At 52.4% G+C, this 12,514-nt stretch carries 12 protein-coding genes; 4 read left to right on the top strand and 8 right to left on the bottom strand.

The window, feature by feature from the left end:
* Nucleotides 1-6 precede the first annotated feature (6 nt).
* A complete protein-coding gene (locus ACYVIY_RS25820; protein ID WP_460979438.1) occupies nt 7-2,796 on the bottom strand; it encodes a PQQ-dependent sugar dehydrogenase in 2,790 nt (929 codons plus the stop codon).
* Nucleotides 2,797-2,882: 86 nt separating this feature from the next.
* Here ACYVIY_RS25820 and ACYVIY_RS25815 point away from each other — a divergent pair, with 86 nt between their 5' ends.
* A complete protein-coding gene (locus ACYVIY_RS25815) occupies nt 2,883-3,656 on the top strand; it encodes an NUDIX hydrolase (RefSeq protein WP_460979437.1) in 774 nt (257 codons plus the stop codon).
* Between the two features lie 151 nt (nt 3,657-3,807).
* Here the strand turns inward: ACYVIY_RS25815 and ACYVIY_RS25810 are convergent, their stop codons facing one another.
* Nucleotides 3,808-4,815: a nitrilase-related carbon-nitrogen hydrolase gene (locus tag ACYVIY_RS25810; RefSeq protein ID WP_460979435.1), complete on the bottom strand. Its 1,008-nt coding sequence runs from the start codon at nt 4,813-4,815 to the stop codon at nt 3,808-3,810.
* 231 nt (nt 4,816-5,046) lie between these two features.
* On the opposite strand from ACYVIY_RS25810, the gene bshB1 reads away from it, so the two are divergent.
* The gene (gene bshB1, locus ACYVIY_RS25805) at nt 5,047-5,766 is read left to right on the top strand and encodes a bacillithiol biosynthesis deacetylase BshB1 (RefSeq protein WP_460979434.1); all 720 of its coding nucleotides are present in this window, start codon (nt 5,047-5,049) and stop codon (nt 5,764-5,766) included.
* Between the two features lie 93 nt (nt 5,767-5,859).
* Here bshB1 and ACYVIY_RS25800 read toward each other — a convergent pair whose 3' ends face one another.
* From ACYVIY_RS25800 to ACYVIY_RS25790, 3 genes are all read right to left on the bottom strand, one after another.
* The gene (locus ACYVIY_RS25800) at nt 5,860-6,270 is read right to left on the bottom strand and encodes a GAT domain-containing protein (RefSeq protein ID WP_460979433.1); all 411 of its coding nucleotides are present in this window, start codon (nt 6,268-6,270) and stop codon (nt 5,860-5,862) included.
* 156 nt (nt 6,271-6,426) lie between these two features.
* Complete coding sequence (locus tag ACYVIY_RS25795; RefSeq protein ID WP_460979432.1) at nt 6,427-7,491, bottom strand: response regulator; 1,065 nt, start codon at nt 7,489-7,491, stop codon at nt 6,427-6,429.
* Entirely contained in the window at nt 7,469-8,680 is a 1,212-nt protein-coding gene (locus ACYVIY_RS25790) for a PAS domain-containing sensor histidine kinase (RefSeq protein ID WP_460979431.1), read from the bottom strand. The genes ACYVIY_RS25795 and ACYVIY_RS25790 overlap by 23 nt, the downstream gene beginning before the upstream one ends.
* Nucleotides 8,681-8,821: 141 nt before the next feature.
* On the opposite strand from ACYVIY_RS25790, the gene ACYVIY_RS25785 reads away from it, so the two are divergent.
* Both ACYVIY_RS25785 and ACYVIY_RS25780 read left to right on the top strand, forming a co-directional pair.
* On the top strand, nt 8,822-9,130 hold the full coding sequence (locus tag ACYVIY_RS25785; protein ID WP_460979430.1) for a thioredoxin domain-containing protein: 309 nt from the start codon (nt 8,822-8,824) through the stop codon (nt 9,128-9,130).
* A 57-nt stretch (nt 9,131-9,187) separates the two neighbouring features.
* Nucleotides 9,188-9,562: a hypothetical protein gene (locus ACYVIY_RS25780; protein WP_460979429.1), complete on the top strand. Its 375-nt coding sequence runs from the start codon at nt 9,188-9,190 to the stop codon at nt 9,560-9,562.
* A gap of 83 nt (nt 9,563-9,645) precedes the next feature.
* Here the strand turns inward: ACYVIY_RS25780 and ACYVIY_RS25775 are convergent, their stop codons facing one another.
* From ACYVIY_RS25775 to ccoG, 3 genes are all read right to left on the bottom strand, one after another.
* On the bottom strand, nt 9,646-10,344 hold the full coding sequence (locus tag ACYVIY_RS25775) for a sulfite exporter TauE/SafE family protein (RefSeq protein WP_460979428.1): 699 nt from the start codon (nt 10,342-10,344) through the stop codon (nt 9,646-9,648).
* A 1-nt stretch (nt 10,345) separates the two neighbouring features.
* On the bottom strand, nt 10,346-10,771 hold the full coding sequence (locus ACYVIY_RS25770; protein WP_460979427.1) for a FixH family protein: 426 nt from the start codon (nt 10,769-10,771) through the stop codon (nt 10,346-10,348).
* A gap of 215 nt (nt 10,772-10,986) precedes the next feature.
* The gene (gene ccoG / locus ACYVIY_RS25765; RefSeq protein ID WP_460979426.1) at nt 10,987-12,450 is read right to left on the bottom strand and encodes a cytochrome c oxidase accessory protein CcoG; all 1,464 of its coding nucleotides are present in this window, start codon (nt 12,448-12,450) and stop codon (nt 10,987-10,989) included.
* Nucleotides 12,451-12,514 lie beyond the last annotated feature (64 nt).

Below are 12,514 nucleotides of genomic sequence, written 5' to 3'. Positions count from 1 at the left end.
GGGAGACTAGTTAAAAAGTTGAACGGTGATTGGGGCAAACAGAGGAGCCTTACCGGCTTTTTCGTTCTTAAAGACAAAGTACAAATCGTGTACACCGGTCACGGGCGAAAGGGTAGCTTTGGCCAGACTTGGTTTGAAGGCGTCGGCTGCGCTTTTTACCTCCACTTCGGAAGGACGTAAGTCTTCGGTTTGTCCGAGTAAGGGCCCGGTCGGCGAATCGACCCGCACTTCAATGCGACCACCAGCGGCATTTAGCCCCTGTTTAGGAATCGCTACTGAAAACTCCATCGCTTTGATACCGGTCAGGTCCAGTTTATTAAACTGCACATATGTATCTGACGCCATCACGACTACGACTGGAAGTTGGCCCGACTTGAAAATCATCGTTCCTTTCGATTGGCTGTCGCTCGTTCCCAACTGAAGCAGCGGGTTCCGCAGCACCAGTGCCTGCTGGGATGATTGGGCGGGCAGGCCGTTAGCTCCTTTATCCTTATAAGACGCTTGTAGTACCAGATTGCCCTTTTGGTCTTTGGCCGGTGTGACGGTACCTTTTGTTGGCAGCAACGGGGCTTCGACAGGCTTGTCCGACAAGGTTAGAATGTACTTGACAATTTCACCTGCATCGGCTGAGCCAAGTTGCGGGTGCGCGGTCATTATGGCATCGCCCCAGACGCCCCCACCGCCTTTAATAATTTTAGTTGATAAGCTAGCTACCGCATTGGCATCGCTTTTATAGCGTTTTGCTACGTCGACGAACGCCGGTCCGATGGATTTTTTGTCCGTAAAGTGACAAGCTTTACAATCGCTTTTTTCCATCAGCACTTTGCCGTTACCCAGATATGCAGCTTCCGAAAATTTATGACCGGCCGGGTTGCCATCGCTTGGGCTGGTATTCTGTACAGTAGCTTCGTCTTGGTACGTCGCACGGACCACCACCTGTTTGGGCTGAATCTTGCCCGTCGTCAGGCTACCATCTTCTTTGTCCGTTACATTAACCTGGTAAGCAATCGGCTCGCCGGGGAAATAAAAGCTCTTATTGCCTTTCGTTAGTTGGAGAGCTACAACCGGCGGCTGGTTACCCGCTACAATGTTCAGCTCACGGGTGTCGGCTGCCCCTTTGGCATCCGTTACGGTCAGAATCGCTTTGTATTGGCCTGGTTTTTGAAATGTGAATGTCGGATTGGCTTCGTTCAGCACCGTAGGCTGCCCACCCGCTTTTGAATAAACCTTCCATTGATACGTCATGGCGTCACCGTCGAAGTCTTTTGTTCCCTCAGATGAAAGGGTCACGTTCAGCGGCACGGCTCCGGCGGTCTGGCTGGCGGCTGCCTGCACGGCTGGTTTGCGGTTACCGCCGTTGTATTCGATACGTACCAGGCGCGAGTCATCATTCTTGGTAAACCAGCCGGTGCCATACTCCAGTACGTACAGATCACCATTCGGTCCAAATGCCATATCGATTGGGTGGCTGAACGCCATGTTTGGCAGGAATCGCTCGACGTTCGTCATGTCGCCCTTGTCGTTGAAGCTGACCGACAGAATCAGATCGCGCATCCACTCGTAGAAGAACACCTTGCCGTTGTAATAATCAGGAAACGAGCGTTTGGCCCCCTTAAAGTCATCTTTGTGGTAGGCTGGTCCCGCCATAGCACTACGTCCACCCGTACCCATGAACGGAAACTTCTTGGTTTCAGAGGCAGGGTAAGAGATCAGGGCTGGCTGGGCAGGCGGAAGATCGCGCAAGCCGGTGTTATTAGGCGAATCATTGATCGGATGAGCCGGATCGAACTGCGCTCCCTTCTTGTTCGTCGCGAAATCGACGTCGTAGTAGGCTTTGTTATCGCCCACAAAATAAGGCCAGCCGAAATTACCCGCCTGGCGAGCCTGGTTGTATTCGTCTTCAGCCATAGGGCCAACTCCTGCCGAATCGACGCCCGCGTCGGGACCGACATCGCCCCAGTACAAATAACCGGTGTGCTTGTCAACCGAGATACGGTAGGGATTGCGGTGCCCCATGGTGTAGATTTCAGGACGAGTCTTCGCCGTACCTTTTGGAAACAGGTTTCCGTCTGGAATAGTATACGTACCGTCGGCTTCGGGGTGAATTCGGATGATCTTTCCGCGTAGGTCGTTGGTGTTGCCCGACGATTTTTGCGCATCCCACGGGCCGCGACCTTCCCGTTCGTCGATCGGAGCGTATAGAGTAGCTCTGGGTGAGGTATTGTCGCCGGTGGAGAGGTACAGGTTACCATCACGATCCCAGTCAATTGAGCCACCCGTATGGCAGCATTGCTCGCGTTGCACAGGCACTTCCAGCAATACTTTTTTGGATGAAAGCACTAACTCATCGCCTTTTAGCTCGTAGCGGGTCAGAATGTTCTTGGCTTCTGAGCCTGCTGGGGAGTAATAGAGATAGATCCAGTGATTCTGAGAAAAATTTGGGTCGATGTTAACGCCCAGCAGACCATCTTCAGCCTCAGTTTCGTTCCCTTCTTTATCTTTATACTTTGTGCTGACGGGAATCGTGGCGATGGTTTTGAGTTGTTTTGTCGTTGGCGAATAGAGACGTACATCGCCATGCCGCTCAATTAATAGCACCCGCTCGTCGGGTAAAATTGTCATTTCCAGCGGCTCGTTGAGCTTTTCGGCCAGCACCACCTTGGTGAACCGGTTCTCTTCGGGTTTATCGCCGGGGGCGTTGATGGATCTGCCAGCGTAGGCCCATAACCCAATAGCACCAACGCACAAAGCCGCTATTGACTGATAAGGTTTTACGGAAGGAAAGTTAATGCTCATTATTAATGCGTATTATGAACACAATGATAAAACTAATTTTTCAATGTGTATTTGGTACGCAATATAATATTTTTTAGTTTTTCAGGATGGAGTACAAAAAAGAAGTATTACAGCTAGTTCGAAAAATAAAAGAAGAGTGCGTACCATCGGTATCGATCGACTGCGTCATTTTCGGATTTCACAGTGGTCAGCTTAAAGTGCTGCTGTTGCGCTGGAAAGAAACCGAAGATTGGTGTTTGCCGGGCGGACGCGTTGGTCACCACGAAAACGTGGACGATGCGGCCTATCGGAGTTTGCGGGAGCGAACCGGGCTGAGCGAAGTGTTTCTACAACAGTTTCATACGTTTGGCGACGTAATACGATATAAAAATTACAGCCGCGAAGAAACCATGCTAAAGCTGGGATTGCCCGCCGAAGTGAGTCAGGACATCGTTGGGCGGGACGTTTCAGTAGGGTATTACGCCTTGGTTGAGTTTGCGGAAGTGACCCCGACGCCCGATGTCTTTACGGATGAATGCCGCTGGTGGGATGTTGATCAGATTCCTCCGCTGCTGTTCGATCACAACGATATGATCAGCCTGGCGCTGAAAACGCTTCGTCGGCAGCTTAGTTACCAGCCCATTGGCTACAACTTGCTAGGCAGTAGGTTTACTATGCCCGATTTGCAACAGCTGTACGAAACCATTCTGGGGCAGTCGCTGGACCGACGAAATTTTCAGAAGCGGATGCTGGGCTACGGTGTGCTGAAGCGCCTGGACGAACGGAAAACCGGAGGAGCGCACAAAGCCCCTTACCTCTACGAGTTTGATAAGGAAAACTATCAGAAAGCTTTGGAAGAAGAGCGGCTCTACGTTGGGTAGAGGACAGGTTAGTCTGGATAGATACGTGTTACTACAGCCCGCATATCAGAAGCCCGCAAAAGTCTGGGCAGAAGGTAATGATCTTACTGTCTGAACAATCGTTGTTCGTACGTCAGGCCACTGTAGGGTAGCCTGACGTACGATTTTTTGCCTAGCTATACAGCTTTTTTATGACTTCCTGCTGGGTTTTTACGAATTGCTGACGTTCGGCAGGTTGGCTCAAGAGCGTGCCGGGCGGATAAATACTGGTTTTAGTATAGCTTTCGCCATACAGTTCGAACCGTTGCCGGGCCAGGAGATTGCCCACGGCCGGGCGCTGCCGAAACTCGCGCAACGCAGCCAGATCGATGTCGGCATTGGCCACCATACTTTCGCCGTACCCAGCCTCGGCCAGCACTACGCCCCTCGGATCAACCAGTTTAGAGCCGGCATCGTTTGAGCCGAAGGGGATAGCGTTGTTCATAATGCCTGCGGAGTTGGCCGATACTACGTAAGCCATGTTCTCGATAGCCCGCGCTTGTTTCGCTACGTTCTTTTGTGTTTGCAGGGGGCTGCCAATTTCGGAAGTGGAGTGTAGCAGCACCTCGGCTCCGCGCATGGTCAGGCAGCGGGCTACTTCGGGGTATAAAATGTCTTCGGAAGCTACGCAGGCCAGGTTACCAATGTTTGTTTTTATGACCGGAAACAAGGAGTCATAGCCGTAAGCGTCCAGGTAGAGTTCCCATACATCGTGTGGGGTAGGTATGTACATGGCGTTCAGACGGCGGTAACGTAACAGAATGTCGCCGTTCGGGCCAATGATAAAACTCGTTTGGAAATACAGCTCCGGGAAGAAGGGATCCTGCTCGAACGCATTGCCGGAAAAGTAAATCTGCTGCCGTTGCACCATTGCACCCAGGGCTTCGTAAATACGTCCGTCGATCTCCAGCGCAGCTTTTTCCCGCCATTCCTCAATGGTTTCGCCCAGTGGAAATCCCGTCAGAAAAAACTCGGGAACTACCACTAGTAGGGTATCTCGGCCGATGAGGCCAATGGAAGCGGCAATTTGTTTTTCGATACGCTCAATGGTTTGAAGCATCACAGCTTCGGCATCTTCACGGGTCTGGTACGAGTTAACGGTTTGGCAGGTTAGCTGAAGGGCGAGCGCTTTGTAGGACATGGGGTTAGGTTACAAATAGTGAATATGGGAGTATAGCGTGTAGTGGAACAAGGCCGACGATTTCATACAACCGGTTGGGCCTTACTTCGCCAAAGTAACGTGTTTCAGTGAAAAAAATAATAGTCTGTCGTTCGGATGAGCGAACAAAAAGTAGGCCGGATTGATTGACTGAATAACTCGTAGGGCTGATTAACCAGCGAGATAAAGCCACCAAACCACAAATCTACCACCATGACCGCCGACGTTTTAGCCATTGCTGCTCATCCGGATGATATTGAAATGACCTGTGCCGGTACAATACTCTCTCTTGTTGCGCAGGGTAAAACAGTTGCCGGGGTCGACCTGACCCGTGGGGAACTCGGTACACGCGGTACCCCCGAAATCCGGTTGCGGGAGTCGGCGGAAGGGGCCAGGATAATGGGATTAGTAGCCCGCGAGAACATGGGCTTTCGCGATGGATTTTTCCGGAACGACGAAGAACACCAGTTGGCGCTGATTCCGGTTATTCGTCAGTTCAAGCCTCAGATCGTCCTGACGAATACCCCCGACGATCGACACCCTGATCATGGCCGGGCGGCTCAATTAGTCGTGGACGCTTGTTTTTATTCGGGGTTGCGCCAGATTAAAACCGTCGGTAAAGATGGGCAACCGCAGGAAGCACACCGACCTGTGCTGGTTTACCACTTCATTCAGGACCGGTCGCTGAAACCCGACTTTGTGGTCGACGTAACGCCGTATTGGGAAGGTAAAATTGCCGCTATAAAAGCGTATCAAAGCCAGTTCTTTAACCCGAACATTAACGAGCCGCAGAGCTATATTTCCGGCGAGCCGTTTATGAAGTTTCTGGAGGCCCGCACCCGAGAGCACGGACACATGATCGGCGCGGAATTTGGCGAAGGCTTTATCAGCAAACGAATGCTGGGCGTTAAAGACCTCTTTGCTTTGCTGTAAAAGCTGACTTCGAGAAGTTGCTGCCGTGGCGTGACTATACGGCAGCAATATTACGTATTAGTAACTGCTTATAAACGAGCAACTCAAAGCGAGTTACGCCACTGCCATCGCGCCCGAAACAGAGATCAGTTGTGCATTCGTTTGGCTGAGCATGGCCAGGGTTTCGTCGGACAACTCTTGTACCTGTGCGTCGACGAGAAGGTAATCGTAGCGACGAAGCAGCGCGTGCAGTTTAACGGCTAAATTAGGACTGGCTAACAGCGTTTCGGGCTTTAACTGATCGGTAGCGGTCTGTGGAATCAGGTCCAGCCACTGGTCCAGTCGGCTCTTTGCTTCCTGCTTGATGGTCCGGCAGGTTTCTTTGTTCAGCGACGTACCAGCCTCCACATCATAGGGATAGACGATTGTCAGGCAGACGGGTTCGTGAGCGTGTTCAGCCATCCATCGGCGTAAAACAAGCGCAGAGTCGATCGAGCAATCAGTCGAATAAAAAGCCGTTTTCATGATTTGGAAAGGTCATTAGCTTGTCATTGAATAGTCATTAGTAGTAAAGACTCGTTTGACAATCAATGACATAAATTATAAGACAAAAATAGCCTGCTCAGTTATCCTATTGGCTGAGCAGGCTCATGGGGGAGTCTGATATTTGTCAGGCGGGTGTTACCAGTTGGCCCGGCGAAGCTTGTCGGGTTGCAGTACGCGTATACCGGCGGGGCTTACCTCGATCAAACCGTCCTGCTTGAACTCGCTTAAGGTTCGGATGAGTGACTCGGTCGCCGTGCCAACCACGGCGGCCAGGTCGTCGCGCGAGAGCTGGATTGGGGCGGCTTCACCATTAGACTGCGTCGTATGCAGGCGCAGCAGCGCGTCGGCAACCCGGCGACGTAACGAGCCGTATGCCATACCTAACAACTGCTGCTCACGCTCGCTGACCCGCCCGGCCAGCAACTGGATAAACTGGCGACTCACCTCGGGCCGGGCCGTCAGCAGTTGCTGGAAGTCGGCCTGCGGAATGTAAATAAGCTCGGAGTCGTCGAGCGTAACGGCTGAATCGGTGTAGTTCGTTTCTTCGAGTAAGGGCAAATAACCAAAAAACTCGCCTGCTCCGTAGATGCCCGTAACCAGTTCTTTGCCGTCGGTATTAGTGCGCATGGCCTTCACCCGGCCGCTTTTCAGAAAATACAGGCGTGTTGGCTCGTCGCCTTCCGTGTAGATAAACTGCTTTTTGGCTACCCGATGCACTTTACGGTCGGCCGAAAGGCTTTCCAGCCCCCCCGTGGTACGCACATCGTCGAGGAATTGGGTAAGGCCTTCGCGTTCCAGGTTATAATCGGAACGTAACGCAGGAGCCACTTTTTCAAAGCGATTCAGTCGACCTTCAATCGCGCTCAAGAGTTCGGTATCGTCGAAGGGCTTGGTCAGATAGTCGTCGGCACCTAGTTCCATACCCCGGCGGAAGTCGACCCGCTCGGATTTTGCCGTTAGGAAAATAAAGGGAATACCGCTCAGCTCGGGGTTTTTATTGACAATGTGCAACACGCCATACCCGTCCAGCACGGGCATCATAATGTCGCAAATAATTAGGTCGGGTCGGTCGGCCAGCGCCTGCTCGACGCCGAGTTTACCGTTTTCGGCGGTCAGGACGCGGTAGCCAGCCAGTTCCAGAATTTCGGCTGTGTTTTCGCGAATGTCTGCGTTATCTTCAATCAACAGAATGGTTTTCATAAGGGAGCGTGAGGGTGATGGTGGTGCCTTCTTCCAGGTGGCTGGATAGTTCAACCGAACCACCCAGGAGTTCGAGGTATTTGCCAACAATATGCAGCCCGAGTCCGGTACCCGCAAAATTAGTCGCGTTTTTAGCCCGGAAGAACCGCTCAAATAAGTGCTTTTGATCGTCGGCTGAAATGCCAATTCCCTGGTCACGAACCACCACTACGAGTGCCGTTTCCTGACAATGCGCCGACAGATGCACCGGGTGGTTTTCGCCCGAGTACTTAATGGCGTTCGAAAGCAGATTCAGCAGAATTTTGCGGAGCAGCGATGGGTCCGACAAAATCGGCTTCGAGCAGTTAAAGTCGGTTTGTACGCTCTGCCCCGCTTTCAACATATCCTGTAGGTCGACAATGACCTCCGCAGCTAATTTAGGGATATCAACCAGTGACCAGGTCGCTTCAACCCGGCCTTCTTCCAGTCGACCTACGGATAAAAACTCTTCCAGAATATCGTTAAGGTGATTCACCGACGACTTAATCCGGTGAATATGCTTGAGCCGCTTATCCTGCTGGTCGGCTCCCGGATATTTTTCAATCAGCGAAGCGGAGGTGAGTACGGCGCTTAAGGGGGTCCGGAACTCATGCGAGGCCATCGACACAAAGCGGGATTTCAACTCGCCTAACTCCCGCTCGGCGGCCAGAGCCTTAGCCAGTTCATCTTTCGATTCTTCGAGTTGGTGCAGCGTCGCCATGAGCGCATGCGTACGGTCGGCTACCTTTTGTTCGAGCTGGGCGTTCAGCTGTTCAATGCTGTCTTTTTGCTCCAACAACTTCCGCTCCGATTCCTTTTTATACGTAATGTCGATGATGTACGATACGACAAACAACTGCCCCTCGCGCCGGAAATAACTTAAGCTGATCTCCGCCGGGAATACCGTATCATCACTACGTTTGGCGTAGAGGTCGCGTTCGTGCCCCATAGCCCGAACCTGCGGGTTGGCATTGAACGATTCGCGCAGCCGTTGGTGGCGGTTAACAACGGTATCCGGCACGAGCGCTTCGATGCGCAGGCTACTCATGTCGTCGTAGCCAAACAGGGTCAGGGCGGAGCGGTTCGCCGATATGATACGTCCAGTCTCGTCAGAGACCAGAATGGCGATGGTGGCATGCGTAAAAACGGCCTCAAATGAGTCGTCGAACATACTAACTGGGGTTTCGTCTTGCAAAGTAAAGATTAACCAAACTAACTCGCCTGATAAAAGTCAGTTCTGGGGTTGATCTCCCTCACGAGACCTCAGCGGGAATACTGCCAATTTTGAGCAGTTGAAAACTGGTTTGTTGTCATGACATCTTCTTCGCTTCAGATAGCTCCCCAACCGCCCGTCTTACTGGTCTATATACCAGCGGCTTCGGGCTACCGCGTAGAGATGGAGCATTTGCTGGAACAGACTCGGTCGATGCTCGATCCGGCGGTGCGTATCATGCGTGTAAGTGAAACAACTCACCCTGAAGTCGTTACTAGTTTCGGCTTTGCCGCTCAGCCCTCGTTTGTCTTGCTTAAACGAGGGTCGGAAATCTGGCGACATACAGGCGTGACTGGTAGCGCTGAAATTTCTTCCCAAGTAAGCGATAAACTTCGTCAGGCATTATAGCCCATAAATCGTATGGATTCATTACGTCCGTATACGCCCACTATCACTCCTTTAACTATGGTAAGCTGTCATCACGAGTACCAGCAACTGCAACAGACGATCCGTCGGCAGGAAGAAGAAATTGAGCAACTGCAAACGCTATTGCTCGACGTACTGAACCGCTACAATTACCGTAGTCTCCGGCACAGCGCGATTGACTATTACGGGAATCTGAATCAGTTGCGAGCCCGCTTAAAGCGCTTACGTCGCGATATGATTTGCGAGAGTACGTACTGCCAGAAGGCAAACGAGCAGGTTCCCTGCCGCGACCAGCGTTTTGGTTTATCGACGACGATTGAACGTCACGCCACGATACTTATTGACGAGTTTGTTCGTATCAAAGACGGCTGCGTTCAGTTTCTGTCGGGCATGATGACGCTGAACTTGCTGTAAGGTAGGGCAGGGGGCGTGGGGTAAGGGGCGTAGGGGGTACAGGGGAAAACATTTCCATGCCCTACGCCCTTTGCCCCATGCCCTTAGCGCGTGGCGAGCGTGCCGTGGCAAACCGGAATGGGATCGGTGGGGCGGGCGGGTAATTTGTAGTGGGTAAGCCCCCGGCTGATGAGCAGTAACGCCACAATAACCGTCGCTACAGAGAGAAACCGATTGATGCGCTGCCGTCCGATGTCGCTTAACCAGTTCATGACCGCATTGACGCCCAGTAACGCCGGGAGCGTACCCAGTCCAAAGAATAGCATGTACGACGCCCCGGCTACAGGCGTATCGGTCGCGAGCGTACCTGCCAGCGCTACGTAGGTAAAGCCGCAGGGAAGTAATCCGTTTAAAATGCCGAGCCCGGCGAAACCCGCCCAGCCCGTCTTGCGGAGGTGCTGGCTGAACGTTCTGGTCACCCACTGATTGAAACGGGGGAGACGTAACTGAGTCGCCCAGTTACTGCGCCATACCGTACCAATCAACAGAACGACTCCGCAGATTACCGCCAGCGGGCGCTGCCAGCCTAATAAGTGAAGCCCCAGGCCCATTGTGCCCGCCAACGCGCCCAGGCTGCTGTAGGTCGTGATACGCCCAGCATGATACAGCCCCACCGCCAGCCAACGCTGGGTATGGGGCAATCGACCGATGGGTAGTGCCGCCACCAGAGGGCCGCACATACCCACACAGTGTACACTACTGATGAGACCAGTCAGTAGAGCGGTAATAAACCAGGGTGACATTTTACAGGTGGATTTGCTTTTCGGTATAATACTCGCGCTGGCCGTCGGACCAGCTAAACTGCACCCGCCAGTAGCCTTTCGCTAAGCTACCTGTAGGAATAATTTGCTCGGCCGCGTGTTGCGCCGGAACCGGTAGGCTAAAATCCTGCTCGCGGTCGGCGGGGCGGTAAAAGGTAATCTCACCTTTTTGCAGAGAGTCGGGTAGGGCAAAAACAATACGTTGCTCGTTAGCCTGATACGTAATGGCGACGGCCGTATTTTGCCGGGCGTTGTTGACCCGGTCAATATGTTGTTGATAGGCAATTTCGTCCTGGTAATAATCGTCGCGTACGAGGTCGATGTGTTGACGGCTCATTCTGAACACCAAGGTGCAGATAAAGCCCGCAAAAAAGACAAATACAAGCGGAATCGCTTTTCCCCAGCTCATAGTTTTATGGAGTAATGATCTACGTAAAGGTCGCGCGATCCGGCACCTTACTACATGACCAGGCTCAGTCGTCTACCAAGCATTTGTCAGGTCTTCTAATGAGTGAAAGAGCGAATGAGTGATTGAGTGAATTGTTATTACAAGCTTTCGCTTTACGGTAGCCCAGCAGAGCTACTATGAGTAAGTCTCTCCAAGTCACTCATTCGCTCTTTCACTCATTGAGATACTGGTCCAAGGAAGGTGGTTTTGACGTTGTCGAGGACGACGCCTTCGGATACGACCTCAATTTCCAGCTTGGTGCTGCTTTCGTGGATGGCCTTTTCCGGGAGCAATATGAAAAACATGCCTTTAGTTAGCTCATCGGCTGCTACGTGGGTGAGTGGCTGAACCATCCGGAGGGAAGCGCCGGGGTAGTTGACCCGGAACGTAACGGAACGGGCACTATGCGTTTTGTTGACAAGCTCAACCAGGTACAGGTTTGAGATTTTGCCGCCCGGTTCGCGCTGAAACAGTTGGCCGGGCGCGCGCAATATGGTCGTTTCCAAATCGGCCCGGTTCGTCAGTAAGAAGGCCCATACGCCCATAAGCAGCACCAGGACCAGGCTATACGCTGCCATACGGGTGGTGATCCGCCAGGGTTTGCGGCTCTGAATACCGTCGAGCGAATCGTAGCGGATCAAGCCACGCGGACGACCAATTTTGTCCATCACATCATCGCAGGCGTCGATGCAGGCCGTGCAGTTAATGCACTCCATCTGCACCCCGTTCCGGATGTCGATGCCGGTCGGGCAGACCTGCACGCAAAGCTTACAGTCAATGCAGTCGCCCTTATGGCTGGGGGTTAAGGGCGTAGAGCATGGGGATACTTCTTGACTGTGCTCCAGGCCTTTAGCCCTTTGCTTTTTTCCTCTGGGTTCTCCGCGGACATCATCATACGCCACAACAACTGACTTCTTATCCAGGAGAACCCCCTGTAGGCGGCCATAAGGGCAAATGGTGGTGCAGACAATTTCACGCAGCCAGGCAAACACCGCGTAGAATACGCCCGTAAACACAAGAATGGTTACCAAACCGATGAGGTGATTTGCCGGATGGTCGGTAACGATCTCCAGCAGCGCATCTTTGCCGATGATATAGGCCAGGAACGTATTGCTGATGATAAACGAGATCAGAAAAAAGACACTGTGTTTGGCGCCTTTCTTTAGAATTTTTTCAGCAGTCCAGGAACTAGCGTCGAGCCGTTGGCGGGCTTTGTAGTCGCCTTCAATCCAGAATTCAATTTTGCGGAAAACCATCTCCATAAAGATGGTTTGCGGACAAGCCCAGCCGCACCAGACACGTCCGTAAACGACCGTAAAGAGGGTAATGAAGACGATGAAAACCAGCAGCCCCATCGCAACCAGGTGAAAATCCTGCGGCCAGAACGTAACGCCAAAGAAGTTGAACTTACGCTCTAGTACGTTGAACAGAAACAGCGGCTGACCATCGCGACATAAGAACGGGCCGGCAAAGAGCATAGCCAGTAATGCCCAGGCCACTACGGTACGCCAACGGTAATATCGCCCAGTTACTTCGCGGGGATATAACCACTGCCGCTTTCCGGACGGATCCGTATTGGGCATATGACTACGGAAATAGTCATCAAGTGGCTTTTTCGGGTCGTTGAGCTCGGTTACCATTTTTTGGTCATTAAGTCATTGGTGGTCATTCGCTGCGCGTCATTAGTCATTAATGGTCAGTATT

The sequence above is a fragment of the Spirosoma knui genome (genome assembly GCF_054780635.1).
This window is presented reverse-complemented; position numbering and strand designations above follow the sequence as displayed.

What these genes read in the sequence shown, in the direction of transcription:
- ACYVIY_RS25785 (WP_460979430.1), top strand. Translation starts at nt 8,822, where the DNA reads ATGACATCTTCTTCGCTTCAGATAGCTCCCCAACCGCCCGTCTTACTG.
- ACYVIY_RS25810 (WP_460979435.1), bottom strand. Translation starts at nt 4,815, where the DNA reads ATGTCCTACAAAGCGCTCGCCCTTCAGCTAACCTGCCAAACCGTTAAC.
- ACYVIY_RS25775 (WP_460979428.1), bottom strand. Translation starts at nt 10,344, where the DNA reads ATGTCACCCTGGTTTATTACCGCTCTACTGACTGGTCTCATCAGTAGT.
- bshB1 (WP_460979434.1), top strand. Translation starts at nt 5,047, where the DNA reads ATGACCGCCGACGTTTTAGCCATTGCTGCTCATCCGGATGATATTGAA.
- ACYVIY_RS25790 (WP_460979431.1), bottom strand. Translation starts at nt 8,680, where the DNA reads ATGTTCGACGACTCATTTGAGGCCGTTTTTACGCATGCCACCATCGCC.
- ACYVIY_RS25820 (WP_460979438.1), bottom strand. Translation starts at nt 2,796, where the DNA reads ATGAGCATTAACTTTCCTTCCGTAAAACCTTATCAGTCAATAGCGGCT.
- ACYVIY_RS25815 (WP_460979437.1), top strand. Translation starts at nt 2,883, where the DNA reads ATGGAGTACAAAAAAGAAGTATTACAGCTAGTTCGAAAAATAAAAGAA.
- ACYVIY_RS25780 (WP_460979429.1), top strand. Translation starts at nt 9,188, where the DNA reads ATGGTAAGCTGTCATCACGAGTACCAGCAACTGCAACAGACGATCCGT.
- ccoG (WP_460979426.1), bottom strand. Translation starts at nt 12,450, where the DNA reads ATGGTAACCGAGCTCAACGACCCGAAAAAGCCACTTGATGACTATTTC.
- ACYVIY_RS25800 (WP_460979433.1), bottom strand. Translation starts at nt 6,270, where the DNA reads ATGAAAACGGCTTTTTATTCGACTGATTGCTCGATCGACTCTGCGCTT.
- ACYVIY_RS25795 (WP_460979432.1), bottom strand. Translation starts at nt 7,491, where the DNA reads ATGAAAACCATTCTGTTGATTGAAGATAACGCAGACATTCGCGAAAAC.
- ACYVIY_RS25770 (WP_460979427.1), bottom strand. Translation starts at nt 10,771, where the DNA reads ATGAGCTGGGGAAAAGCGATTCCGCTTGTATTTGTCTTTTTTGCGGGC.